Here is a 24,905-nt window from a genome sequence, read left to right as displayed (position 1 = left end):
TCCACCGAATCGCCGCTCGACCCATCTCCGCCCCTCCCCCACCGACCTCACCGATGACCGAATGAACCGTTCGGTCACTTGGAGTGACCGAACGCCACGTTCGCTCCCGTCGGGGGGGCGAAACCCGCATGCGTACGCGCCCGATGCAATGGATTGCCCGATACTTCGACGATCAGCGAAAGTCCGCCGATTTCGAAAGTATCGGGCAATTCATCTCACTGCGCATGTACCGGCGCCGCTCAACTACCTGCCTTCCGGCAGCAGCGTCGACGCGATCGTCGTCAGAGCCTTGACTGCCGATGTGGCGTCGAGCTGGCACTGAGCTTGTACAACAGCGCCATCGATCGCCACTGCGAGCGCTTGTGCCGCGCGGGTTCGGTTGGGGCCCGGCGGAAGTGTCGCTTTGATAGCCCCGACCATATCGGCCTTGTGGCGAGTGGCGATCTCGTACACCTCCGGCAGTTCAGCCCCGATCTCGTTGACACTGTTGATGAAGGCGCATCCTCGGAAGGTATCCGAGGTCAGCCACTCCTCGACTGCCGAGACCACCACGGGCCTGCGACGGTTGCCTGCAGCGTAGCGGTCCAACGCGTCGACGAACCACTCCATCCAACGCCGATGCCGTAGGTCCAGGAACGCCAGGATCAGCGTGTCTTTGCTTGGGAAGTGGCGATAGAAGGTCACCTTTGTGACGCCTGCCTCCGCGATCACTTTGTCCACACCGGTTGCTCGAATTCCTTCGCGGTAGAACAGCCGATACGCGGTGGCCAGTATCCGCTCCCGAGCGGGGAGGGCCGACACGTCGACCTGCGGATCAAGAGTCTGGGAGATGCTCACGTCGCAAGAGTAGACAAATCTGTCCACCGGCGCCACATGCATGTGGACAAGTCTGTCTACATGGCGTACGTTCTTGCCATGTAGACAGCATTGTCTACATGGGCAGAGCACCTCGACCAAACCTCGAAGCGAAGGACGATCAATGACTGCAAATGTGGAAACCACCACGAAGCCACCGGTTCCGCCGTTCACCGACGAATCAGCGGTACAGAAAGTCAGGCTGGCCGAAAATGCCTGGAACAGCCGTGATCCCGAGGTGGTTGCGCTGGCCTACTCGATCGACAGCGTCTGGCGGAATCGGTCCGTTTTCGTGACCGGCCGTGCGCAGATCGTCGAATTCCTGAGCGGTAAATGGAACCACGAGCACGAGTACCGCCTCATCAAGGAACTGTGGGCGCACAGTGACGACCGCATTGCCGTCCGCTTCGCCTATGAGTATCAGGATGATTCGCGTCAATGGTTTCGAGCCTATGGCAACGAGAATTGGCTCTTCGACGAGGACGGCCTGATGACGCACCGCCACGCAAGCATCAACGACGTGCCGATCGACGAAAGCGAGCGCAAGTTCTTCTGGGACCGGAATGCACCGCGACCGGCGGAGCATCCGAGCCTGTCCGACCTCGGCTTGTGACCACCTGATGCGCCGCGTTCCGCTCCGTCCGCGCACCAGCCAACCGTCGAGGCGAGGGCGACCGAATGAACCGTTCGGTCACTTGGAGTGACCGAACGTCACGTTCGCTTCCGTCAGGGGGGCGAAACCCGCATTCGTGCACGCCCGATGCAATGGATTGCCCGATACTTCGACGAACAGCGGAAGTCCGCCGATTTCGAAAGTATCGGGCACTCCGTCCCACCCAGTCGCACCGACCGGCGCCGCCAAAGTGGACCGGGTGAGTGAGCGAATGTGCCGTTCGGTCACTTGAAGTGACTGAACGTCACGTTCGGTCCGGAGACGGAGCTCACCACCAGCGTTCGAGGACTCTGGCCACGCCGTCGTCGGCGTTGGTTGTGGTGATTTCGTCGGCTGCGGCGACTGCTGCGGGGTGTGCGTTGCCCATTGCGACGCCGAGGCCTGCCATGTGCAGCATGGGGACGTCGTTGGGCATGTCGCCGAATGCGGCGATGTCGGCGGCCTGGACGTTGAGGCGTTCGGCGACGAGGGCGAGGCCCGATGCTTTGGTCACGCCGGGTGCGGAGAGTTCGATCAGTCCGTTGTCGGTGGAGAAGGTGATGTCGGCCCGGCCGTCGACGAGGGGTGCCAGGGCGGCCACCATGTCTCCGCTGGACGCGCTGGAGAGCCGGATCAACAATTTCACGGCGGGGACGTCGATGACCTCGGCCAACGACACTTCGGTGTTGTCGGGGTTGAGCCATGCGTGTTCGTAGCCGGGCGAGCTGACGAACTGCGGTGTGGCGGCGTCGTGCGCTGTTTCGCCGACGCGTTCCGCGGCCAGCCCGCAACCCGGCAGGGCCTTGTATGCAAGGTCTGCGAGCCAGTGCAGCGTCTCCCCGGTCAGGACCTCGGCGTCGAGGATCCGGTCGGTGCCGGCGTCGTAGATGACGGCGCCGTTGGCGCAGACGCACATGGGCGCGAAGCCCAGCTGGTCGACGACAGGGGAAATCCAGCGCGGCGGACGACCCGTCGACAGCACGAACGGTGTGCCGTCGCCGACCATCGCCAGTACAGCGCGTCGGGTGCGCTCGGTGACCTTCTCGCGGTGGTCGAGGAGCGTTCCGTCGACATCACTGGCGACGAGGCGGGGTGCGCGGCTGGTGGTAGGCATCGAGGTCATTGTGCCTGAGGTGGCTCCGGCAGTGCCCGCCGCTGGGTCCCTTAGACTTGCGAACCGACGAGGGAGGGAGCCGACGATGCCCGGGGTGTCCGAGGATTCGCCCGACGCCCGGATCGTTGCCGCGCTGGTCGCAGGCCAACTTTCGGGCCTCGGCGACGCGTACGACAGGCATTCCGGCCACCTGTTCAGCTACGCGAAGGCAATGCTGGCCGACGAGGACGCCGCTGCCGACGTCGTCCACGACACGATGCTCATCGCCGCACGGCGGAGTGCTGTGCTTCGCGATCCGGAACGATTCCGGGCCTGGCTGTACGCGATCGCTCGGGCCGAGTGCCTGCCCCGCCCACGCCGCGACCGGTGCGACTTCACATCGACGATCGCTCCCGATGCCAGCGACGAGGAACGGTCCGTTCAGGAGTTCGTCGCGACGGCGGCAACTGCCTCGAGCGCCGAGCACCGTGAGGTCCTCGACCTGCGTATTCGTCACGGACTCGCCGACGCCGACGTCGCCGCGGTGCTGGGGATCGGAACACGTCGGGCGTCGACGCTGATCTCCCGGGCGCGAGAGGAGCTCGAGCGTTCGGCCGGAGCCGGGCAGGAGCGTGTCGTCGGAGCTGCCGCGATTCTCCGGCTGTTTCCGCTGGCAACCGCGCCGTTCGGGCTGCGGGAGAAAATTCTGACCGACTCCGAGATGGGGGTCGTCGTGAACACCACCACTCTCGATCGGACCGACCGACTCGGCTTCCCGACGCACGGTCCGGCCTCCGGGAAGGTCGTGTGGGCGGCAGTCGCCGGCGTTGCTCTGCTGATCGCCGCGGGTATCGGATTCCTGGTGGCAGAGCCCACGAGCCGCCCGACGGCGCCGGCGCAGGTCGACGTCGCACCCGGCCCCGTCCCGAGGACCATGCCCACCACGACGACCGAACCGCCGTCCCCGTCGCCCGCGGCCCCGACGACCTCCACCGCCGAGGTCGCCACGGTGGTCCCGGAATCGCCTGCTCCCGCCGTCGTACCTCCCGCACCGGCACCCGTCACCACCACCGCCGCCGTCGTGCCGACGACGACTGCCCCACCGGTGACGACCACCGATCCACCCGTCACGACGACCGAACCCACCACGACCACGCCGAACGCTCCCGCGACCACGACGACCCAGTCCCAGCCCGAGAACGGCTGAGTTTCTCAGCATCGATCCGTACACTCGGCGGGATGCTCATGACGCAAGATGCTGCGCGGGCCGCTCGCTGGCGCGGCTTCCACGCCTACCTCGACGTGGCCGTCGTCGTGCTCGTGTTGATCGCAACGAACCTCATCGCGCATTTCACGACGGTGTGGGCCAGCATCGCGACGGTCCCCATCGCTGCCGTCGTTCTCGTCGCCTTGACCCGACGCCGGGGTCTGGGCTGGTCCGAGCTCGGTTTGTCACCCAAGCAGTGGAAGACCGGTTCGATCTATGCTCTCGCAGCCGTGGGGCTGGTCCTCGCGGTCATCGCGATCGGCGCACTGCTGCCGATCACTCGGCCGTTCTTCATGGCCGATCGATACGCAACCATCTCGGCGGCCCTGGTCGCGTCGATGATCGTCATTCCGCTGCAGACCGTCATCCCGGAGGAACTCGCGTTCCGCGGCGTCCTGCACGGCACCCTGGGTCGGATCTACGGGGCGCGCGGAGTGTTCGCGGCCGGCTCCCTGCTGTTCGGCCTCTGGCACATCGCTTCGTCGCTCGGCCTCACCGCCAACAACACCGGATTCAGCAACTTCCTGGGCGGCGGACTGTTCGGCCAGGTCGTGGGCATCGTCGGCGCAGTCATCGCGACGGCCGCGGCGGGATTCGTGTTCACCTGGCTTCGCAACCGAAGCGGCAGCCTCATCGCCCCCATCGCTTTGCACTGGTCCCTCAACGGCTTAGGCGCTCTCGCCGCCGCGTTGGTCTGGCACGCCTCGACCAGCTGAGCAGTCGAGGGACAGCCGACTATCCCTTTGCCCTCCGCGCTTTCTCGTCCGCTTCGATGACTGCTGCTTCGTCGAGGGTGGGTGCGCTGCCGCCCAGTCGTGCCGGTACCCACCGGGCGCCTGCCGGGTGTTCGTAACCTTGCTGCGCCACGCCGAGGGCGCTTTCCAATCCACTACGTAGGGCTGTGGTGAGTTCGTCGGGGGTTCCGTGCGGCGGAACTGTTTGTCCGACGGCGATGTGCACGGGAAAGTTGTGTCTACCCAATGCTTTCGGCATGTCCTTGGTCATGATTCGCTGCGACCCCCAGATGGCGACCGGAACGATCGGAACGCCCGCTTCCAGTGCCATCCGTGCGGCACCGGATTTGAACGCCTTCAGCTCGAAGCTTCTGCTGATGGTGGCCTCCGGATACACACAGACCAGTTCACCGTCCCGAAGCGCTTGCACAGCAGCGGCATACGACTCGGCTCCGGCTGCGCGGTCCACGCCGATGGCCTTGCAGTGTCGCATCAGGAACCCGACGACGGGATTGCGCTCGAGTTCTTTCTTCATCATGTAGCGAACCCGCCGCTTGCCCTGGCGCGCAACGAGTCCGACCTGCATGAAGTCGAGATACCCGGTGTGGTTCACGGCGAGTACGACGCCGCCGCGGCGCGGAATGTTCTCGGTTCCCCGATAGATGGTGCGTAGGCCTTGCACGGCGGTGATCGCACGAACCAGCCCGGTCAACGCGGCATACACCGGTTCGCGCGACATGGCGTCAGCCCTCCCTTTTTGCCTTTCTCGCTGCCGCGTCCGCGGCGTCGAGCTTGTCCGCTTCCTCGAGGGTCGGAGCGCTGCCGCCGAGGCGTGCCGGCACCCAGTACGCACCCTGCTCGTGCGGGTATCCGTCCTGCAGTTCGAGCAGCATCTCTTTCATCGTGGAATGCAGCTTCTCGGTCAGCTCGTTCGCCGGTCCGACGGGCTCCAACGGCGCGCCGACGGCAATGCGGATGGGAGTGTTGGTGCGGCCCAGCCTCTTGGGGAATCCCTTGGTCCAGACTCGCTGCGCACCCCAGATGACCGTCGGGATGATGGGAACACCTGCCTCGATGGCCATGCGTGCCGCACCCGACTTGAATTCCTTGATCTCGAAGCTGCGGCTGATGGTCGCCTCCGGGTACACCCCGACCAGCTCGCCCTTGCGTAGATCCGCGACCGCGGCCTTGTAGGACTCCGCGCCCGCGCCGCGATCGACGGGAATGTGCTTCAGCGACCGCATGATGGGACCGGAAATCTTGTTGTCGAACACTTCCTTCTTGGCCATGAAGCGGATGTAGCGCTTCACCCGCCGAGGCGGCAGCCCGGCATAGGTGAAGTCCAGGTACCCGGTGTGGTTGACGGCGATGACCGCACCGCCACTGGCAGGGATGTTCTCCTCGCCCTCCACCTCGAACTTCAGGCCTTGGGACGCGAAGACGACGCGGGCGATGCCGATGACAGTTCGGTAGACGGGTTCCACAGTCGGCTAGCGTAGTCGTATCGGGCGGTCGCGAGAAGAACGCTCTGGGGAGAAGCCGTGAACGGGGAAGGTCAGCTGAACATGAGTTCGCTTAGCAGAATCGCTCGTGCCGGTGCAGGGCTGCTGGGGGCAGTCCTGGTACTCACCGCGTGCGAGGGTGACGGCCAGCAGGGCATCCCCACCGATCCAACGTCGGCACCCACGACGGAAGAGACGACCACAGCGACGACCCCTACGACGTCAGCGACGACGACCAGTCCCGAACCGCCTCCAGGACCCGCCGTCGGCGACGTTCCGAGCAATCCGCAGGCCGCGTCCGCACTGGGGGCGTTCCTGGCCGACCTGGAAGCCGGAGGGCCGCCGGCTGTGACGCCGACGTGTTGGACCGTGCCGCCGACGGACATTCCGGTGCGATACTCCGACGTCGCCTCGATCGTCGACGCGGCCGGTCAGCCGGGCGTCGACGGTCAGTACGCGGTGACGTGGACCGGCCCGGTGTCGACGGTGTCGATCAAGCGCAGCGAGATCGCCTCCGGTTATGCCTGCCCGAGCGTCTACCCGACCGGCACCGCACCGGTGTTCACCGACCTCGACGCGACGTACACCGTCGAGCGATACCTCGGGCGATTCACGGGAGCGCCGGTCGACCCCGCCGACCTCGAAGGCGACTACCCCCTCGTCTGCGACACCCGCCCGACGTGGGATCCGCAGGGAACAGGCGTTCCCACGCCCGCGCCGCTGGCGAACAACCCGGGCAGGCTCACGGGGTCGGCGTCCTACAACCCGGCGAGCGTCTACGTGGCCTTCACCAACGGGGACTACAAGACGGTGTACGCCGATGTGACGAACGTGTCGGGATTCGAACAGAACCAAGTGTTCACACTGGGCATCGGGGCCAACGGGTACTGCATAGGCGACATCGCCTGACGCAACGTCCACGAACGGGGGGTACGACACGATGCTGGGGATCGACACCAAGATACTGCTGCTGCTCGCCGGGATGATCCTGCTGTGGGCACTGGGCCTCGGCGTGTGGAAGTACCGCCAGATGGCGACGTCGCCGACGGCTCTGGCCCACCCTTACGTCGACATCGCACACCGCGCTGCTCTGATGTACTCCTTCGCGACCCTGATCCTCGCAGCCCTGGCAGAGTTCTCCGGTTTCCCGACGGCCGTGAATCTGATCGCCGGACTGGTCGTCACCGTCTTCTTCGTCGCAGCCATCGCGAGCTACATGGTCCACGGGCTGTTGCGAGACACGGACAACCAATTCGAGAACCCAGTCCACGGCACCCACGCCTTCATGTGGACCCTTGCCGTCGCCGAAATCGGAGGGACCGGGGTACTGGTTGCCGGCTTCGTCGTCGGGCAGTTCTTCTAGACCTACCCGACGTGCACGTTCGGCCTTCGGTCTCGGTCGGGTTCCGCCCGGCGCAACACTTCTCGGGTCACCGGAGCGACTTCGCCGACGCCGATGAAGAGGAAACGCAGTAGGTTCACCAGCGGATTGCCCTCGGACCATTCGAAGTAGACATCGGGGCGTACATCGGTGACGTTCCTGATCTGCAGCAGCACTGCGGCAATGGAATTGGGTACGGCCGAGGCGTCGACCCACAGCACCCGATAGTCGCCCTTCTGCTCTCCGTGGACGAGGAGGTCCGAGCTGAAGTCCGAGGCATCCCGGATATTGGCCTCCAGGAACAGGATCGGCTCGTCCGCGGGAATGTTGCTGTCGCGGCGCTGCTGCTCTTCCTTCGCGGCGTACTCCGCCGGGTCCAGATGCCGGGCGTCGTGGCAGACGATGCGTATCCGTCCGCGAGCGGCTGCTTCTTCGATGTACTGCAGCGACTCCTCGTCGAATTCGACCGAATCGGTGCGCAGTTCGAATGACCTCGTGACCCTCGACCAGAACGACACGGCCATGATCACCAGAATGAAGAACGACGCCACCTTGACGCCGTCGGGACGCTCGAAGATGTTGGTGACGGTGGTGTAGACGAAGACGACGGCGATGACCGAGAAGACCCACATCTGCACACGCTGACGGTTCCGCGCGGCGGAGATCGCGACCGCAACCGACGCGGAGGTGATGAGTACCAGAACACCCGTCGCATAGGCAGAACTCTGCGCGTCGACACTGGCGTCGAAGTAGAGCGTGACGGCGACCGCGATCAACGAGAACACAAGCACCAGTGGTCGAACCGCGCGAGCCCACTCCGGCGCCATGCCGTACTTCGGCAGGTAGCGAGGAACCAGGTTGAGCAATCCCGCCATCGCCGACGCCCCGGCGAACCACAGAATTGCGATGGTGCTGACGTCGTAGACGGTGCCGAACACTTCACCGAGGTATTCGTGCGAGAGATAGGACAACGCGCGTCCGTTGGCTCCGCCGCCGCTCTGGAACTCGTCCTGCGGAATGAGGACCGTGGTGATGATGCTCGACGTCAGCAGGAAGCCACTCATGATGAGAGCGGCCGTGGTGATGAGCCTTCTGGCGTCGCGAATCCGGTTGGGAAGCGCGTCGTCACCGTCGGCTGCGATCTGCGGCATGACGGCGACGCCGGTTTCGAAACCGGACAGGCCCAGTGCGAGTTTGGGAAAGACGATGAGGGCGACGGCGATCATCATGAGCGGGTTTCCGTGCTGCGCGGTCATGGCGTGCTGCCAGTCGGACAGCAGCGACGGATTCTTCGCGATCTCCCAGAATCCGACGAAGACGACGACGAGGTTCAGCGCGAGGAACGTCCCGACGAGAACGACGGCTATTCCGATCGCCTCGGTGAACCCTTTCAGGAAGACCGCGGTGAGCAACGCAAGCAGCACCAGGGTGACGATCACCTGTGCGCTGTCCAGACCTGCTGGCGCGAATGGGTTTTCGATCACGTGCGCCGATGCGTCGGCCGCGGACAGCGTCATGGTGATCAGAAAGTCGGTAGCCGCGAAGCCCAACAGAACGAGCACCAACACCTTGCCGCCCCACTTCGGCAGCAGCTTCTCGAGCATCGCGATGGAACCTTCACCCGTCGGGCTCTCTCGGGCGACGCGCCGATAGACCGGGAGAGCCCCGAACAGCGTCAACACGATCAGCACGACGGTGGCGAGCGGTGCAAGAGTGCCCGCGGCGAGGGCCGCGATTCCCGGCTGATACCCGAGCGTCGAGAAGTAGTCGACGCCCGTCAGGCACATCACTTTCCACCACGGGTGGGTGTGTTCGGTTTCGGTGGGCTTGCGGTACGGACCCAGATGCCCGGATGGGTTCTCGGTCACCTCACCGAGGAACCACGAGCGCAGACGCACCATGCGACAGAGCGTAAACCCGCCGGGCGGCACGCGGCGGAACTACTGTGGATCCCATGACTCACGTGGTGGTAGCGGGTGCCGGTCTTGCCGGAATTGGATGTGCGCACGATCTAGGCCGAAAGGGCGTCGACGTCACCCTCGTCGACCGCAACGACTATCACCAGTTCCAGCCCCTGCTGTACCAGGTGGCGACGTCGCAGCTGCCCGCCGAGGACATCGCCCGGCCGTTGGCGTCGATCTTCGAGTCGATGAAGTCGGTGCGCGTCGTCCAGGCCGAGATCACCGATCTGAACTTCTCCGAGCGCTCCCTCGTAGCGGGTGGCGAACGGGTGTCCGGCGACTACCTGGTGGTGGCTGCGGGTGCGACGGCCAACTTCTTCGGCACCCCGGGCGCCGAGGAACACTCGTTTCCGCTCTACTCCGTCGCCGACGCCGAGAAGCTGCGTCACCACGTCAGCGACCTCCTCCGGGGCGAACACGACCCGCTGGACGTGGTGATCGTCGGAGGCGGTCCTACCGGAGTCGAAACCGCGGGCGCGTTCGCCGAGCTGTTCACGGCGCTGCGCAAGATGAACCACCCGGGCGGCCGCGGCGAGGCGTGGTTGATCAACCACGGGCCCGCGCTGCTCGCGCCGTACAGCGAACGCTCCCACGAGTACGCCCACGACAAGCTCGTCCAGCACGGAGCGAAGGTGCGGCTCGGCGTCGGTGTGGCCTCCGTCGACGCCGACGGTGTACTGCTCTCCGACGGCTCTCGCCTGGCCTCCCGCACGGTGGTCTGGGCAGGCGGGGAGTCCGCGTCACCCATCGCGTCCACGGCGTCGGTGACGCCCGGCCACGGCGGCCGCATCGACGTACTCGCCGATCTGACGGTACCGACGTTCGACGACGTGTACGCCGTCGGCGACGTGGCCAACATCCCCGGTTCCGACGGAAAGGCATTGCCTCAGTTGGGATCCGTTGCGCAGCAGGCAGGAGCGTGGACCGCCCGCAACATTCTGTTGTCCATCGCGGGTGAACCTCGAAAGCCGTTCGCCTACAAGGACAAGGGAATCATGGCGATGATCGGACGCGGCGCCGCCGTCGCCGAGGTGGGAGCGCACCGTCACCAGGTGGAGGGTCCCCTCGCGTTCGCGGCCTGGTTGGGTGTGCACGCAGCCCTGCTCAGCGGCGCGCACAGCAAGGTCGACGCTTTCCTGTCCTGGGCGTGGGACTATTTCGACAGCGACCACGCTGCCATCGTCGAATGCCACGGCGACCCCAAACGCATCGCCTGGGCAGGCGACGCCAAGCCGACGATCTGACGCCGACGCTAGGTTCGGCTCTGGGCGTACTGGACAACTCGGCGTGCCGATCGTGCGACGGCCTCGTCGATCAGACGTCCGTTCTTGTCGACGCCGACGCCGGATGTCGCCTGTGCAAGGGCCTCCAGGATCTCCTCGGCCTCCTGCACCGCCTCCGACGTCGGTACGAAAGCGTCCCGTGCCGGGGCCACCTGGGCCGGGTGGATGCACGCTCGGCCGCGGAATCCCAGCCTGCGCAGTTCCACGGTGTCGGCAGCGAACGCGTCGGTGTCGCGGAACTCGACCGAGACCGCGGCGAGGGGCGGCTCGAGCCCCGCTGCCGCGCTCGCGACAACGACCTGACTGCGTGCGAACAGCAGCGCGCGACCGTCGTCGCCGGGCTCGATGGACAGGTCGGCGGCGAGGTCGACCTCGCCGATCTGCAGGAACCGCAGCCTCGGGCCCGTCGCGATCGCCGGTAGGGCGAGTAGCCCTTTTCCCGTCTCGATCAGCGCCGAGAGTTCCGCGTGCGGTGCGACCGAATCCAGAATGCGCGCGGCTGCTTCGATCTCCTCGAGCGATTCGACCTTGGGTAGCCAGATGCCGGTGAGGTTCGGGCCTGCGACCGCACGAATGTCTGCATCCTGCAGAGCACCCGGATTCACCCGCACCCAGATCTCGACCTGTCCCGGTTCGCAGGCGGCCAACCACGTGGCGACGGTGCTGCGTGCCTCGTCCTTGTTCGACGCGACGACTGCGTCTTCCAAGTCCAGGACCACGGCATCGGCCCCGGATCTCGACGCCTTGTCGAACCGAGCAGGTACGTCGCCCGGGACATACAGGAACGTCAGTGCGGTCATCCGATCACTCCGTGGCCTGCCACGAGTGCCTTGGCGATGACGGTGCGCATGATGTCGTTGGTTCCTTCACCGATCGCCATCAGTGGGGCATCTCGGTACAACCGCTCGACCACGAATTCCGTGGAGTATCCGTAGCCGCCGTGGATGCGCATCGATTCCAGACTGGCTTCGATCGCGGTTTCGGAGGCGAAGTACTTGGCCATCCCGGCTTCCATGTCGACGCGTTTGCCCGAATCGGCCTGCGATGCAGCCCAGTACGTCATCAGCCGCGCGGCTTGCAACCGTGTAGCGATGTCGGCGATCTTCAGTTGGATGGCCTGGAAGTCCGCGATGGGTTGGCCGAATGCGGTGCGTTCCTTCGCGTACTTCAGTGCGGCATCGTAGGCTGCCTGGGCGATTCCGACGCTGCGGCCCGCGATGTTGAGTCGCCCGATCTCCAGGCCGGACAGTGCCTGCTGCAACCCGCGACCCTCGACTCCGCCGAGGAGGGCCGACGCTGGAACGCGGACGTCCTGGAGGTGGATTTCGCACGACTCGGTGCCCTTGTAACCGAGCTTGCCGAGATCGCGCTGTACTTCGAATCCCTCGGTCTCCGTGTCGATCAGCAACAGGCTCATGCCTTTGTGCGCTGGATCGGCGGTGTTGTCGGTCTTCACCAGCGTCGGCAGGACGTTGGCGTAGCGGGCGTTGGTGATCCACGTCTTGGTCCCGTTGACGATGTAGTGGTCACCGTCGCGCTTGGCGGTCGTCCGAATTCCCTGCAGGTCGGTACCGGCACCGGGCTCGGTGAGGCCGACGCCGGTGCGATACACACCTGCCGCGAGTTTGGGGAGCAACTGTTCCTTCTGCTCCTGGGTACCGTGCTTGGCGATCATCCAGCAGGACAGGTTGTGACTGCCGAGGATGCCCGCCACACCCATCCACCCACGTGCGAGTTCCTCGTAGACCAGCGTGAAGGACACCTTGTCCAGATCCAGTCCGCCGAACTCCTCGGGAGTGGTGATTCCGAACAGCCCCATCGCTTTGAGATGTTCGACGATTTCCGTCGGGTATCGGCCGCTGCGCTCGTATTCGCTTGCAACCGGGATGATTTCCTTGTCGACGAACTTTCGCAGTGCGGATCGAAAGTCCTGCTGTTGCTCGGTGAACGTGAAATCCATGACGTGTCCTAGGAGTCGGTTGTTCGGGAGATCTCCGCGGCCAGATCGAGCACGCGGGTCAGATCGGGTTCGAGTTCGAGATTCGCGACGATGTCGGCCAGCTCGGCGGCGCGCGGATGTTCACCACAGTTGGCCAGGAACTTCGCGCGCAGTTCGTCGTCGGTCAACGGCGAACTCGGCGTCCCCCGGCTGCCACCGACCTCACCGGTGAGCGTGGAACCGTCGCGCAGGGTGATGACGGCCTTGCCCGGTGCCGCGGCGGCCGGACCGTCGGTGGGCGCGTCGATCACCTCGACCGCCTTGGCGATCTGCAGAACATCACTGCGCGAAATCGACTCGTCGGTGTAGGTCGCGATGGTCACCGATCCGTCGACGAGCAACGCGGCCACGCTCCACGGCAAATCGAACTTGGCATCGTAGGTACTCCGCGGTGCGGCCGTACCCGCGTGCTCGCCGCACACGAAGGGAGACGAATCCGGATGCACGTGCACCTGCACCGACACGATGTCCGACGGGTCGACGACGGTTCCTGCCGTCGCTGCGGTCACCGCATCGAGGGTCACGTGCATGAGCTGGCATGCCGGGTACGGTTTGATGCCGATCTGCGCTGCTTCCCAGCGTGTTCCGAGGTCTTCGGTCAGCACGGCGAAGTCGATGGGCCGATCGGCAAGGGCCGCGTACACGCCTCGGCGACCGTCGAGCACGGTGCGCGGTCCGGTGGCCCCGGCAGCGGCGAGACGAGCAGCGAGAATGCCGTCGACACTGGCGCTACCCGGGTGCAGCGACTTGGTGTCCGCTGCCGTGTCGAGGAATTCGAGGAGCCCGCCGCTCGACGATCCGGCGATACCCAGTGCGTCGACGACGGTGTCCTCGCGCGAGCCGACGAGTTTCGATGCCACCACAGCTGCGGCGAGTGGTCCTGCTACCGCAGTGGCGTGCAGTCCCCGTGCATGGAATCCGTGCGGACTGACGGCGCCGAGGCGACACACCGTCTCCATTCCGATCACCGACGCCGTCACCACCTCGGCACCCGTCGCGCCTACTTCCTGGCCGACGGCCAACGCTGCGGGAAGCACCACTGCAGTGGCATGCACGAGCCCGCCGGCGTGGGTGTCGTCGAAATCCAGTGCGTGCACCAGTATTCCGGTCGCCATGGCAGCGGCGGGCGCCGAGAGTGCGACGTCTCCGCTGAGGGCTCGGGCTTCACCCGGCCCTCCGAGTGCGTGCGCGACGGCCCACCCGGGAGCGCCCGCACCCAGCCTCCGCGCGGCGATGGCGTCGCCGATCCCGTCGAGGAGGTGCCGTTTCACGGCGTGGGCGACGGCATCCGGGACATCGTCGGAACCGAACGAAACAACCCACCCAGCAAGGGTTTCCGATGCCGTTCTCATACGGTGCTTCCCACTACCGTCTTCCCGAATGCGCCGCTGCGGCGAAGATCGGCGACTGTCTCGGCGTCGTAGCCGAGCGAATCGAGCACCTCGTCCAAGTGTTCTCCGCGAAGTGGGGCGCGGGTGTAGACGGCAGGCTCGCTGCCGAATCGAACGGGCGATGCGACCTGTTTGATCGTGCCGAGATTCGGGTGTTCGGTCTCCACGATGAGGCCGCGAGCGAGAGTGTGCGGCTCGGTCAGCGCCTCCGCGATGTCGTTGATCGGTCCGGACGGCACACCCGCCGGTCCGAGCAGCGAAAGCCAATGGGCCACGGACTCCGTCGCGAAGATCTTCTCCAGTATCGGCAGGAGAGCGTCGGCGTTCTTTCCGCGTTCGGTGAAGTTCGCGAACCGCGGGTTCGACGCCAGGTCCGGCGCACCGATGGCCTCGACGAGGCGCTGCCAGAACTTCTCCTTCGCACAACCGACCACGAGCCAACCGTCGGACGCCTCGAAGGCCTGGAACGGAACGAGCGACGGATGAGCCGAGTTCTTGGTCCGGACCGGCTCGAAACCTTCGTTGAGGTGCCACGTGGCCGGATAGGTCAGCAGTCCCATGGCCGTGTCGTACAACGACAGATCGCAGTCGCCGCCGACGCCGTCACGCCGTGCCGCATGAAGGCCGGCGAGAATGCTGATGGCGGCCACGAACCCGCCCGAGTAGTCGACAAGGGACAGACCTGATTTGGTCGGTGGACCGTCGGGATCACCGGTGACGGACATCCACCCGGCCAAGCCTTGGAGAATGTAGTCGTACCCGGGTTCCTTCGCGCGCGGGCCGGTCATACCGAACCCGGTGAGGCTGCAGCACACGATGGCGGGATTGAGATGCTTCAGGTCGTCGTAGGTGATGCCGATCTTCGCCGGCACGTCGCCGCGGAGGTTGGAGTAGACGACGTCGCTTTCTCGCACCAAGTCCTCGAAGACGCGGCGCCCGGACTCGGTGTTCAGGTCGATGGAGATACTGCGCTTGTTCCGGTTGAAGGTCTCGAAGAACAACGAGTCCTCCCCCGACGCATACGGAGGCACGTACCGCCCCACGTCGCCTCCGACACCGGGGTCCTCGACCTTGAGGACGTCGGCGCCGAGGTCCGCCAGGTGGAGGCTGCCGAACGGGCCGGCACCGTACTGCTCGAGCGACAAGATCCGTACGTCTTCCAGTGGTCTCATTTCGCCACCCCGTTGGTTCCGGTCGAGACGAGGGCCGACAGTTCCAGCGGCCCGGCCTTGGCGTCGGGAAAATAGTTCTGGCCGATTCCGCTTGCGCGAGTGGCGATCATGACCGACCGCTTCCAGGAGATGATTTCGTCGCCGTCTTGATTCAGTCCGCGCGTGATCATCGAGATGATCCCGGCGTACGGCCGGGACTTGGATTCGCGTTTGTCCGTGCAGAGGCTTTCCGCGTACAGGGTGTCGCCTGCGTACAGCGGGTGACTCATCTTGATGTCGGTGAACGCGAGATTGGAGATCGCGTTCTGACTCATGTCGAGCACCGAGATACCGAGAACAACGGCGACGGTGAGCCCGGAATTGACGATCACTCGCCCTTCGGTGATCGGATTCTGTTCTGCGACATGCGCATTGAAGTGATTCTGGTTCGTGTTCATCGAAAGCAGCGTGATCCACGTGTTGTCGGCTTCGCTGATGGTGCGACCGAGCGGATGCTGATACACGTCGCCGACGACGTAGTCCTCGAAGAATCGTCCGAGCGTTGCGGGGTGAGTTGCCACGGTGCCTCCTCAGGCTTGGGCTGTAGCGTTGCTCACACCATAAACATCAGATGATTAACGAGTCAAGAGCTCGATCGATCCCGCCCCAGGGTGAATCGGACCATCCTCGCGGCCCCGCAGGCTCACCTTGACGACGTAAACGTCTTATGTTTAAAGTTGGACATCTGTTACTTACGTCTCATTCACCACCGTGAGTGGCCGAGGTCATTGCGGCGACGCTCCGCCGCTCGAATCCGCAACAAGTCTACGAGGCCTGCCATGTTCCTTCATCGAACCGCCGCCCTGTCGGTGGCGTTGACACTCGCTCTCGGACTCACCGCCTGTGGGTCGGATCCGGGCCCCGACGCCGACCCCGAGAACCCCGTCACCATCGACGTCACCGTGTCCGCAGCCGCGGAGATCTACAGCATCCCGTGGCTCGTCGCCCAGCAGCAGGGCCTCTTCGAGAAGCACGGGGTGATCGTCGAGAACATCGTGCCGGGCAAAGGCGGCAGCGCCACGATGCGCACGCTGCTCGACGGGAACATCCCCATCGGCGAGGTCAGCTACCCCTCCATCGTCCAGGCCGACGCAGGCGGTTCCGAGCTCCGGATCGTCGGGGGCGGCACCCAGGGGCCATACCCCATGAATTTCTACGCGCTGGCATCGAATCCGTCGATCAACTCCATCGACGACGTTCGCCGGTGGGCGTACACCCGCCCCAATTCCGCCTCCGACGCGCTCACGCTTCTGCTACCCGACCTCGCCGGCGTCGATGCGAGCAAGATCGAACGGGTCTCGTCGGGAGGCATCGGTGAAGGCCTGGCCCTCCTGGAAGCGGGCTCCGTCGACATCGCGCTCATCCCCTCCATCGTCGCCGAGCAGCGTCCGGAGGACTTCAAGCTCATCGTCAGCAGCCCCGACTACATGCAGAGGTTTCTGCAGTCCACGATCACCACCACGAAGGACTACGCCGAATCCAATCCAGGTGTCGTCCGCGCCATCAACGCCGGATACACCGAGGCCGTGGCGTCGATCAAGGCCGATCCCGAAGCCGCGGCGCAGATCTACGCCGCCTACACCGGGTTCGACGCCGCGTCGGCATTGGCGGTGGTGGAACGCGCATCCTCGGTCGACACGTGGGGCGGCGGATTCGACCCGGCTTCCGTGACATCCGCACAAGCGGGCGTCGAGGCGTCGGGCAGCGACCGAGAACCCGACTTCTGCACTCTGTTCGACCCCGACTTCCTGGCCGACGGCGTCGCGCGCGACATGCCTGTCGACTGCACCACCTGATCTTCACTCCGCCTGCACGAGAGGGTATTCCACGTGACACAGACAGACGATCGACCACGCACCACCACCACACCGAACATCGCCGTCGCCGACTCGGTGTCCCGGCGTTTCGGAGAGGTGACCGCTCTGCACAACATCGACCTGACGATCGGACGGGGTGAGTTCGTCTCCATCGTCGGGCCCAGCGGATGCGGCAAATCCACGCTGCTCGAGATCTTCGCGGGCCTGCAGGACCACGACGGGGGCACCGTCACCGTCGACGACCGTCCGCTCACCGGCCCACGGAGCAAGACCGCCATCATCTTCCAGGAATCGGCGACGCTTCCGTGGCGGACCGTCCGCGACAACGTCGCGTTCGCGCTCGAGGTCAAGGGCGTCGGAAAGAAGGAACGACGGGCACGCGCCGACGAACTGCTCGCCACCGTCGGACTGTCGAAGTTCGGCGACCATTTTCCGACGCAGTTGTCCGGCGGTATGCGCCAACGCGTCGCCATTGCCCGATGCCTGTCGATGGAACCCGATCTGATTCTCGCCGACGAACCGTTCGGCGCGCTCGACGAGCAAACTCGGCTCGTCATGTCCTACGAGCTGCTGAAGATCGTCGAAAAGCTCACGTGTGGAGTCCTGTTCATCACCCACAGCATTCAGGAGGCGGTGTTGTTGTCCGACAGGGTGCTCGTCATGAGCGCGCGGCCGGGCCGATTCATCGACGAGATGCCGATCGATCTTCCGCGGCCGCGGTCGGAGGACGTCTTGTCCAGCCCCGAGGCCATCACCGTTCACGAGCGAATCTGGTCGACTCTGCGGGACGAAGCCAAGAAGACGATGAGCGTGGAGCCATGACGACCACGTCCACTGCGGCAGAAACAACGCGACAACGCTCCGTCGTACCGGGTTATCTGCGTCCCGCACCGAAAGCCGTACTGAAGATTCCAGCTGCCGGCTGGACCGCAGCGGTCATCGTACTGGCTGTGCTGGTGGTGGAGATGTACGCACGCTCCCCGTTGGCCTCGCCACTCGACATCGTGCCGGTATCCGACATGGCCGCCACAGCCCTGCAGCTCATGACCGATCCGGATTTCCTCGTCGATGCACTCGGGCGGACCCTCGGCATCATCGTCGTCGCATTCGTTCTCAGTTCGCTGCTCGGGATCGGCGCGGCCTACCTGCTGTGGCGGTTCGATGTGTGGGACAGAGCATTCCAGCCCTACCTCAACGTGTACTACGCTGTGCCGACCTTCGCGCTGTACCCCATCATGGTCGTACTCTTCGGTAGCGGCATCGCCCCCATCGCCATACTCTCGACCATCTTCGCGTTCGGTGTCGTCGCGATGAACGCTCGTACAGGTTTCAACTCCGTCAGCCCCATCGTCGCCAAACTCGGGTCGACCTTGAGATTGACCCGGTGGCAGTACTTCCGGTCGATACTCCTGCCCTATGCATTGCCCAACATCGTCACCGGACTCAAGCTGGGCCTGTCCTACGCCATCATCTCCGTGCTCGCCAGCGAGTTCATCCTGTCGACCCAAGGCCTCGGTCACTACATCTCCATCGCCTACGACAGCTTCGACATCGCAGAGATGTACGCAGGAATCCTGGTCGTCACCGCTCTCGCCCTTCTCGCCACCCTCGGCATCTCCGCTGCCCTGAACCGATTCGATTGGAGGCGTCGCCGATGAGCACCGTGACCGCGAAGGTTGCCACCGCACCGAGTGCCGCACCGAAACGCTCCCCCTCGACGAAACCCAGCCTGCTGCGGCGGTTCGCACCCCCGGTCGTCGTCGCAGTCCTGGCTGTCGCTCTCTGGTGGCTCGCCGCCGTCGTGGCGAACAGCCTGATCTTCCCGACGCCCGCCGAGGCCATGTCTTCCCTCGCCGACGACCTCGGGAAAGCCGAATTCCGTGCGAACGTTCTCGATTCGTTGCGCATCCTCGCCCTCGGCTACCTCGCGAGTACCGTGGCCGGGTCGCTGCTGGGACTCGCTCTTGGAATCAGCCCGTTCTGGACACGGTCGATCCTGCCGATCTTCTACTCGATCAACAGCATTCCCAAGATCGTCCTGTACCCGATCTTCCTGTCGTTCCTCGGGATCGGCGAACTGAGCCGAGGCGGTTTCACGTTCTACGCAGCCTTCGTACCCATGTTTCTCGTCGCCGTCGAGAGCACCGCGTCGGTCCAGCAGATCCACCTGAAGATGGCAGCGTCACTGCAGGTCAGCTGGCCACGGCTGATCCGTCAGATCGTCATTCCCTCGGCGCTGCCGGCGTTGGCCACCGGAATGCGCATGACGTTCGGGCTGGCGTTCCTGGGATTGCTTCTCGCCGAGATGTTCTCGTCGTCCAGCGGCATCGGCTACGAACTGCTGCGCAACGTCAGCCTGGTCCGCATGGAGAACATCATGGGCACCGTCGTACTGATCATGGTGATGGCGCTGCCACCCACCATCGCACTCCAATGGCTCGAGCACCGGATCACCGCCAAGTTCGGCGGATGACCCCGCGCGTCAGCGCAGGACATCCGTTCCGACGAAGGGCACCAACGCTTCCGGTACCCGCACGGTACCGTCGGCCTGCTGGTGGTTCTCGAGGATGGCGACGATCCACCGGGTCGTCGCCAGGGTGCCGTTGAGCGTCGCCGCGATCTGGGGCTTGCCGTTCTCGTCGCGGTACCGAACGCCGAGACGACGCGCCTGGAAGGTCGTGCAGTTCGAGGTCGAGGTGAGCTCGCGGTAGGCGTTCTGGGTGGGCACCCATGCCTCGCAGTCGTACTTGCGGGCGGCCGACGAACCGAGATCGCCGCCGGCGACGTCGATGATGCGGTACGGAAGCTCCACCGCGGCAAGCATCTCGCGCTCGAACTCGAGCAGCTTCTTGTGCTCGGCCGCAGCGTCCTCCGGCTTGATGTAGGAGAACATCTCGATCTTGTCGAACTGGTGGACCCTGATGATGCCGCGGGTGTCCTTGCCGTAACTGCCTGCCTCGCGGCGGAAGCACGACGACCATCCCGCGTAGCGCTTGGGACCGTCGGACAGATCGATGATCTCGCCCGAATGATAGCCCGCAAGAGCAACTTCCGACGTTCCGACGAGATAGAGGTCGTCGGCTTCGAGCCGGTAGATCTCGTCCGCGTGCGCCCCGAGGAAACCGGTGCCCGCCATGATCTCCGGGCGCACCAGCACCGGCGGAATCATCATCGTGAAACCGTTCTTCACGGCTTTCTGCGCGGCGAGTTGCAGCATTCCCTGCTGCAGCAGAGCGCCGTACCCGGTCATGAAGTAGAACCGTGAACCGGACACCTTCGCGCCGCGTTCCATGTCGATCAGGCCGAGCGACTCGCCCAGTTCGAGGTGATCCTTCGGCTCGAAATCGAACGTCGGGATGTCGCCGACGGTCTCGAGCAGAACGTAGTCGTCCTCGCCGCCGGCGGGTGCGCCCTCCTCGACGATGTTGGAGATCTTGCGGGCCGCGACGTCGAGGGCCGCGTCGGCCTCGTTCTGCGTCGCCTCGGCAGCCTTGACCTGAGCCGCCAACTCGGACGCACCGGCCAGCAGCGCCGGGCGCTCGTCGGGAGACGCCTTGCCGACCTTCTTGCCCAGCGCCTTCTGCTCGGCGCGGAGTTGATCCCCGGCCAACACAGCTGCGCGACGAGACGCATCCGCCTCGAGCAACGCGTCCACCAGTGAAGGGTCTTCACCACGTGTGCGCTGCGAGGCTCGAACTACGTCAGGATTCTCGCGGAGGAACTTGAGGTCGATCACGGAGACAAACCTTACTTGCCGAGCAACCCCAGGTAGTCCTCGCGTCCGAACATCCGAGCTGCATCGATCGCCGACGGGTGACCCCCTGCCGGGTCGGCACCACCGTCGACGAGCGCCTTCACGACGTCGTCCTCGCCCTTGAACACAGCACCGGCGAGCGGCGTCTGACCTTTGTCGTTGGGCCGATTCACGTCCGCACCCCGCTCCACCAGGGCATTCACCGTCGCCGCATGCCCGTGGTACGCCGCGAGCATCACCAACGTGTCCCCGGCAGAATTGTTCAGATCGACCGGAACACCCGCATCGACGTACGCCGTCAGCTCCTCGGTGTCCCCGGCACGAGCCATGTCGAACAGCCGTCCGGCGAGCTCGGCAACGTCGTCGGCGTCATCAGGTCCCGTCATGACAGTAGAAGTTACTCGGGCATGATGGAAGGCGATGTCCAGCAAGCCCGAGAAACCGAACCAGCGCACCGTCACCGCCCACGTCGCGCGTCGTGGCCTGGTGCTCGTCGCCATCGGCGCCGTCGCCGCCGCGGCGATCACCCTCTTCGTGTCCGACGGTTTCTCCCAGCCCGAGAAGATCACGACGCATTCCGAGGCAGGTCCCGCCACCGACGGCCCGGTGTCCGCGGCGTCCTTCGGCTCGGCCGACCCGGGCACCTGCCTCGACTGGACGCCGACCGACGACCCCGAGACCGACCGCCAGGATCTGGCGGAGGTCTCCTGCGCCGAACCGCACCGATTCGAGGTCGCCAAGGACGTCGACATGACCGCCTACCCGGGCCTCGAGTTCGCCCCGGGAGCCGCGTACCCCGGGGCCCTACGGTTCGGGCAACTACGCGACGAACACTGCATCGACGTCGTCGACGACTACCTCGGCACCAAGTTCGATCCGAGCGGCAAGTTCAGCGTCGGGCTCATGTTCCCCAGCCAGGCCGGATGGGCGTCGGGCGAACGAACGTTGCGCTGCGGAATCCAACAGTCCTCCAACACCGGCATCCCGCAGGAGATGAGCGGCTCGGTTCAGGGACAGGACCAATCGAACGTGTGGGACGTCGGAACCTGCATCGGCATCAACCAGAACGTCCCGGCCGACCCCGTCGACTGCGCCCAGGCACACGCCTTCGAAGTCGCATCGATCATCGACCTGCAGCAGCAGTTCCCCAGCGGCATCCCCACCGAAGCCGACCAGGACGCCTACCTCGAACAGACCTGCACCGAAGCCGTCAACGGCTACCTCGGCTCGGACACCGCGCTGCGAGACAAAACGCTCACGCTCTTCTGGAACACCATCGACGTCACCAGCTGGCTCGCCGGCTCACGCCAGGTGAGCTGCTCCATCGGCAAGGAACTCGACGAAGGCGGCTTCGCGACCATCGCCGGATCCGCGAAGGGCGACATCCTCATCAACGGTGAAGCCCCCGTGCCTCCCCCCGCCGCTCCCGACGGCCGCGCCCTCCCCACTCCGCTGCCCGGCGCAGCGCCGATCACTCCCGGAGGGTGACATTCCCACCCACATGACCCGCGCCGAGTTCGAAGAAGCCGTCGCCGACGCCCTCGACACCCTCCCGCCCGACATCACCGACCGCATGGACAACGTCGTCATCCTCGTCGAAGAAGAACACCCGACGGAAGACATCCTCGGCCTGTACGAAGGCGTCGCCCTCACCGAGCGCTACGAATACAGCGGACACCTACCGGACGTCATCACGATCTACCGGCTACCCATCCTCGACATGGTCGACGACGCCGACACCGCCAAACGCGAAATCGCCATCACCGTCGCCCACGAAGTCGGCCACCACTTCGGTATCGACGACGAACGTCTGCACGAACTCGGCTTCGGCTGACCCCCGGCCCAGCTGCGGGCGGGAGGCGCTAGGCCGAGACCGCTTCCCTGGTGGGCGAGGAGGTGCGGTCGGTGAGGAAGGCGAAGACCAGGCCGAGGCCGAGCCACAGTGTTGCCTGGGTCGCGAGGGACGACAGTCGGAATTCCCAGAGCAGGGTGGCGGGGAAGTCGTCGCCGACTTCGTTGATTCCGGGTAGTAGGACGTATCCGAGTGCCGCGATGACGAGGAAGGTCAGGGTCGGGGCTCCGATGCGGATGGCGACGGAGGTCTGGGTCGACACGAGCTTGGCGACGTAGACACCGATGCCGACGGCGACGAGTCCGAGAACCACTGCTGCCAGCCACAGCCAGGTTCGCTGGGTGATCGTGTCCGGGTCTCCGACGGCGGGTGGGTTCGCGGGGTACTTGAAGAACGGGACCGCTTCGATGGCCACCCACCCGAGGAACGCCGTCGCGAGCGCGAGGATCGATCCGGGCAGTGCGGTGAATCGTCGGGCGTAGTGCAGTACCGCGGCGAAGATCGCTCCCAGAGCGAGACCGGCCAGCCCTGTCGCGAGGAACAGTCCTGCGCGTTGTCCGTCGCGGCTGACGAGAGCGTCCTCCTCGTCGTGCGAGTGTCCGGCCGCGGCCTCTTCACCGTGCGAATGCTCGCCCGCGCCTGCGGCTTCTTCGATAGCGATGGCCGAGTCGATGTGTGGCTCACCGATGGTGAAGGCCACCGCACCGGCGAGTAATCCGGCGATCAGGCCTGCCAGCAGACCGCGCACGAGAAGTTGGATGAACGTGCCTCCGAGTGTGGTCAGTGGCACGGGAGCCCCAGCAGGTGGCGTCCGTCGTGCATCAACTCGTGCATGTACATCCCGCTGCGGGAGATGGCGCCCTGGTCGAAGCCGACCAGATAGAGCACGAGGAATGCGAGAAGGATGACCGCTCCCACCACGAGGGCGAGGGCCGCGGACTCCGCGGATCTGCTGGGATGGACGACTGTAGCCATGATTCGGTGTTGCCTCCTGGGATTGTGCGTCCCGTAGAAACGTCCACGACGTGTGAGTTTTCTGGCTGACAGGCCGGGACCTGCTCACAGTGGCGCAACCGCTCCGGATTTCCACCGGATTACCTGCACACGTCGCACTTACCCGCGAACTGTGGCACCGATCTCCTACAGCTGTCAATCGGAACTACAGTGACGCGCGTGGGCAATTCGGTGCTGCGACTGACGCTGGTCAGCCATGCCGTCACCGAAGCGCAGCGTCGGGCGCGCTTCGAATCGGACGAACCGGTCATTGCTCCTGTCGCCGTTCGGTATCCAGGTACCGCCGACGCAGTCGTGATCGCTCCCGAACTACGCGCCCGGCAGACTGCGGAGGGGCTCGGATTGACGGGGTCGACGACGCAGGCGATCGCGGACATCGACTACGGCGACTGGCGTGGCTCGACGATGGACCGACTCCCCGAGCCCGACGTTCTGGCGTGGCTGACGGACACATCGTTCACACCGCCCGGTGGCGAATCCGTCGACGATCTCTTCTCTCGGGTCACCGGTTGGATGGATCGTGTCGCCTCCGATCCGACGAGGGTCTGCGCGGTGACTCATCCCGCGGTGATCAGGGCGGCGGTCGTGAGAACTCTCGACGCACCGAGGCTGTCCTTCTGGCGCGTCGACATTCCGCCGCTGACCTCGACGACAGTGCAGTGTCGGGCGGGTCGATGGACCCTCCGCTCGGTCGCGGAAAAAATTAGCTGAGCTTTTTCTCGTTCTGCTGGAACCGATCGGGTTCCGGTCTCGTCCAATCCATACGAAGGGCGAATTCTCGGCAACGAGGGCCGCCGCATCGCGAGAACAACTTGAACGAGGAGTGAGCATGCCAGGTACCGTGCGGGTCGACCCTGTGGCCCTCGACGCTGCTGCCGCGGATCTCGATGCCGCGGCCGCGCGGTTGCAGGCGAACCTCACCGCGGTGTCACTGCCCATTCAACCGATTCCCTCCGGTAGCGAGGAAGTTTCTCTGCTCGCCAACCGGTTCTTCAGAAATTCGGCAGGCACGTTCTCCCCGGCCGCGGCCCAGGCGGTGGGCGAACTGATCGAGACGGCAGCTGCCCTCCGTGCGCAGGCGGCGGCCTACCGCAACGTGGATTTCGAGCACGGAAAAGCGCTGGGCAGCTGAGAACCTC

The 24,905-nt window shown here is 65.1% G+C and carries 28 protein-coding genes; 14 read left to right on the top strand and 14 right to left on the bottom strand.

Annotation, left to right across the window (positions count from 1 at the left end; translation table 11 throughout):
* Positions 1 to 243: 243 nt before the first annotated feature.
* Complete coding sequence (locus tag H292_RS0113860; protein WP_020111796.1) at positions 244 to 837, bottom strand: TetR/AcrR family transcriptional regulator; 594 nt, start codon at positions 835 to 837, stop codon at positions 244 to 246.
* Between the two features lie 142 nt (positions 838 to 979).
* Between H292_RS0113860 and H292_RS0113855 the strand changes: the two genes are divergently transcribed.
* Positions 980 to 1,468 (top strand): nuclear transport factor 2 family protein, encoded by a 489-nt coding sequence (locus H292_RS0113855; protein ID WP_019667116.1) that lies wholly within the window; start codon positions 980 to 982, stop codon positions 1,466 to 1,468.
* Between the two features lie 328 nt (positions 1,469 to 1,796).
* Here H292_RS0113855 and H292_RS0113845 read toward each other — a convergent pair whose 3' ends face one another.
* Positions 1,797 to 2,630, bottom strand: coding sequence for a Cof-type HAD-IIB family hydrolase (locus H292_RS0113845; protein WP_020111793.1), 834 nt, complete (start codon positions 2,628 to 2,630; stop codon positions 1,797 to 1,799).
* Between the two features lie 76 nt (positions 2,631 to 2,706).
* On the opposite strand from H292_RS0113845, the gene H292_RS0113840 reads away from it, so the two are divergent.
* Both H292_RS0113840 and H292_RS0113835 read left to right on the top strand, forming a co-directional pair.
* Positions 2,707 to 3,807 carry an RNA polymerase sigma factor gene (locus tag H292_RS0113840; protein WP_020111792.1) on the top strand — a complete coding sequence of 367 codons (1,101 nt, stop codon included), beginning with the start codon at positions 2,707 to 2,709 and terminating at the stop codon, positions 3,805 to 3,807.
* A 32-nt stretch (positions 3,808 to 3,839) separates the two neighbouring features.
* Positions 3,840 to 4,583 (top strand): CPBP family intramembrane glutamic endopeptidase, encoded by a 744-nt coding sequence (locus tag H292_RS0113835; RefSeq protein WP_019667113.1) that lies wholly within the window; start codon positions 3,840 to 3,842, stop codon positions 4,581 to 4,583.
* A gap of 19 nt (positions 4,584 to 4,602) precedes the next feature.
* On the opposite strand, the gene H292_RS0113830 is transcribed toward H292_RS0113835, so the two are convergent.
* Positions 4,603 to 5,340: a lysophospholipid acyltransferase family protein gene (locus tag H292_RS0113830; protein WP_020111791.1), complete on the bottom strand. Its 738-nt coding sequence runs from the start codon at positions 5,338 to 5,340 to the stop codon at positions 4,603 to 4,605.
* Positions 5,341 to 5,344: 4 nt separating this feature from the next.
* Positions 5,345 to 6,085: a lysophospholipid acyltransferase family protein gene (locus H292_RS0113825; RefSeq protein ID WP_020111790.1), complete on the bottom strand. Its 741-nt coding sequence runs from the start codon at positions 6,083 to 6,085 to the stop codon at positions 5,345 to 5,347.
* A gap of 81 nt (positions 6,086 to 6,166) precedes the next feature.
* Between H292_RS0113825 and H292_RS0113820 the strand changes: the two genes are divergently transcribed.
* Positions 6,167 to 7,012 (top strand): hypothetical protein, encoded by an 846-nt coding sequence (locus tag H292_RS0113820; RefSeq protein ID WP_027498813.1) that lies wholly within the window; start codon positions 6,167 to 6,169, stop codon positions 7,010 to 7,012.
* A 31-nt stretch (positions 7,013 to 7,043) separates the two neighbouring features.
* Positions 7,044 to 7,466, top strand: a complete 423-nt coding sequence (locus tag H292_RS0113815; protein ID WP_019667109.1) for a hypothetical protein — start codon at positions 7,044 to 7,046, stop codon at positions 7,464 to 7,466.
* Positions 7,467 to 7,468: 2 nt separating this feature from the next.
* Here H292_RS0113815 and H292_RS0113810 read toward each other — a convergent pair whose 3' ends face one another.
* Positions 7,469 to 9,385, bottom strand: a complete 1,917-nt coding sequence (locus H292_RS0113810; RefSeq protein ID WP_020111788.1) for a hypothetical protein — start codon at positions 9,383 to 9,385, stop codon at positions 7,469 to 7,471.
* Between the two features lie 53 nt (positions 9,386 to 9,438).
* Here H292_RS0113810 and H292_RS0113805 point away from each other — a divergent pair, with 53 nt between their 5' ends.
* Positions 9,439 to 10,689, top strand: a complete 1,251-nt coding sequence (locus H292_RS0113805) for an NAD(P)/FAD-dependent oxidoreductase (protein WP_037188495.1) — start codon at positions 9,439 to 9,441, stop codon at positions 10,687 to 10,689.
* A gap of 8 nt (positions 10,690 to 10,697) precedes the next feature.
* Here H292_RS0113805 and H292_RS0113800 read toward each other — a convergent pair whose 3' ends face one another.
* From H292_RS0113800 to H292_RS0113780, 5 genes are read right to left on the bottom strand one after another with little or no spacing between them, the layout of a single operon-like run.
* A complete protein-coding gene (locus tag H292_RS0113800) occupies positions 10,698 to 11,528 on the bottom strand; it encodes an HpcH/HpaI aldolase/citrate lyase family protein (RefSeq protein ID WP_020111786.1) in 831 nt (276 codons plus the stop codon).
* Positions 11,525 to 12,688: an acyl-CoA dehydrogenase family protein gene (locus H292_RS0113795; RefSeq protein ID WP_020111785.1), complete on the bottom strand. Its 1,164-nt coding sequence runs from the start codon at positions 12,686 to 12,688 to the stop codon at positions 11,525 to 11,527. Before H292_RS0113795 ends, H292_RS0113800 begins: the two co-directional genes overlap by 4 nt.
* Before the next feature lie 8 nt (positions 12,689 to 12,696).
* On the bottom strand, positions 12,697 to 14,079 hold the full coding sequence (locus H292_RS0113790) for an MmgE/PrpD family protein (protein ID WP_020111784.1): 1,383 nt from the start codon (positions 14,077 to 14,079) through the stop codon (positions 12,697 to 12,699).
* Positions 14,076 to 15,290 carry a CaiB/BaiF CoA transferase family protein gene (locus H292_RS0113785; RefSeq protein WP_020111783.1) on the bottom strand — a complete coding sequence of 405 codons (1,215 nt, stop codon included), beginning with the start codon at positions 15,288 to 15,290 and terminating at the stop codon, positions 14,076 to 14,078. Before H292_RS0113785 ends, H292_RS0113790 begins: the two co-directional genes overlap by 4 nt.
* A complete protein-coding gene (locus H292_RS0113780) occupies positions 15,287 to 15,850 on the bottom strand; it encodes a MaoC family dehydratase (protein WP_019667102.1) in 564 nt (187 codons plus the stop codon). The genes H292_RS0113785 and H292_RS0113780 overlap by 4 nt, the downstream gene beginning before the upstream one ends.
* A 258-nt stretch (positions 15,851 to 16,108) precedes the next feature.
* Between H292_RS0113780 and H292_RS0113775 the strand changes: the two genes are divergently transcribed.
* From H292_RS0113775 to H292_RS0113760, 4 genes are read left to right on the top strand one after another with little or no spacing between them, the layout of a single operon-like run.
* Positions 16,109 to 17,125: an ABC transporter substrate-binding protein gene (locus H292_RS0113775; protein ID WP_019667101.1), complete on the top strand. Its 1,017-nt coding sequence runs from the start codon at positions 16,109 to 16,111 to the stop codon at positions 17,123 to 17,125.
* Positions 17,126 to 17,158: 33 nt separating this feature from the next.
* Positions 17,159 to 17,968, top strand: a complete 810-nt coding sequence (locus H292_RS0113770) for an ABC transporter ATP-binding protein (protein ID WP_019667100.1) — start codon at positions 17,159 to 17,161, stop codon at positions 17,966 to 17,968.
* Positions 17,965 to 18,804, top strand: coding sequence for an ABC transporter permease (locus tag H292_RS0113765; RefSeq protein WP_019667099.1), 840 nt, complete (start codon positions 17,965 to 17,967; stop codon positions 18,802 to 18,804). The genes H292_RS0113770 and H292_RS0113765 overlap by 4 nt, the downstream gene beginning before the upstream one ends.
* A complete protein-coding gene (locus H292_RS0113760) occupies positions 18,801 to 19,619 on the top strand; it encodes an ABC transporter permease (protein ID WP_020111782.1) in 819 nt (272 codons plus the stop codon). Before H292_RS0113765 ends, H292_RS0113760 begins: the two co-directional genes overlap by 4 nt.
* Before the next feature lie 9 nt (positions 19,620 to 19,628).
* Here the strand turns inward: H292_RS0113760 and serS are convergent, their stop codons facing one another.
* Positions 19,629 to 20,882, bottom strand: a complete 1,254-nt coding sequence (serS, locus tag H292_RS0113755) for a serine--tRNA ligase (RefSeq protein ID WP_019667097.1) — start codon at positions 20,880 to 20,882, stop codon at positions 19,629 to 19,631.
* Positions 20,883 to 20,893: 11 nt separating this feature from the next.
* Entirely contained in the window at positions 20,894 to 21,286 is a 393-nt protein-coding gene (locus H292_RS0113750; RefSeq protein ID WP_019667096.1) for an ankyrin repeat domain-containing protein, read from the bottom strand.
* Between the two features lie 34 nt (positions 21,287 to 21,320).
* Here H292_RS0113750 and H292_RS0113745 point away from each other — a divergent pair, with 34 nt between their 5' ends.
* Both H292_RS0113745 and H292_RS0113740 read left to right on the top strand, forming a co-directional pair.
* A complete protein-coding gene (locus tag H292_RS0113745; protein WP_019667095.1) occupies positions 21,321 to 22,388 on the top strand; it encodes a septum formation family protein in 1,068 nt (355 codons plus the stop codon).
* 13 nt (positions 22,389 to 22,401) lie between these two features.
* The gene (locus H292_RS0113740) at positions 22,402 to 22,734 is read left to right on the top strand and encodes a metallopeptidase family protein (protein WP_019667094.1); all 333 of its coding nucleotides are present in this window, start codon (positions 22,402 to 22,404) and stop codon (positions 22,732 to 22,734) included.
* A 28-nt stretch (positions 22,735 to 22,762) separates the two neighbouring features.
* Here the strand turns inward: H292_RS0113740 and H292_RS0113735 are convergent, their stop codons facing one another.
* Positions 22,763 to 23,542 (bottom strand): CbtA family protein, encoded by a 780-nt coding sequence (locus H292_RS0113735; protein ID WP_020111781.1) that lies wholly within the window; start codon positions 23,540 to 23,542, stop codon positions 22,763 to 22,765.
* Positions 23,533 to 23,727, bottom strand: coding sequence for a CbtB domain-containing protein (locus H292_RS0113730; protein ID WP_019667092.1), 195 nt, complete (start codon positions 23,725 to 23,727; stop codon positions 23,533 to 23,535). The genes H292_RS0113735 and H292_RS0113730 overlap by 10 nt, the downstream gene beginning before the upstream one ends.
* Before the next feature lie 198 nt (positions 23,728 to 23,925).
* Between H292_RS0113730 and H292_RS0113725 the strand changes: the two genes are divergently transcribed.
* The gene (locus tag H292_RS0113725) at positions 23,926 to 24,477 is read left to right on the top strand and encodes a histidine phosphatase family protein (RefSeq protein WP_020111780.1); all 552 of its coding nucleotides are present in this window, start codon (positions 23,926 to 23,928) and stop codon (positions 24,475 to 24,477) included.
* A 118-nt stretch (positions 24,478 to 24,595) separates the two neighbouring features.
* Positions 24,596 to 24,898 (top strand): PE domain-containing protein, encoded by a 303-nt coding sequence (locus H292_RS0113720; protein ID WP_170949280.1) that lies wholly within the window; start codon positions 24,596 to 24,598, stop codon positions 24,896 to 24,898.
* Positions 24,899 to 24,905 lie beyond the last annotated feature (7 nt).

The organism is Rhodococcus sp. 114MFTsu3.1 (assembly GCF_000383555.1).
GTDB lineage: Bacteria > Actinomycetota > Actinomycetes > Mycobacteriales > Mycobacteriaceae > Rhodococcoides > Rhodococcoides fascians_E.
Note: the sequence above shows the minus strand (reverse complement) of the source record. Positions and strands in the feature narration are given on the sequence as shown.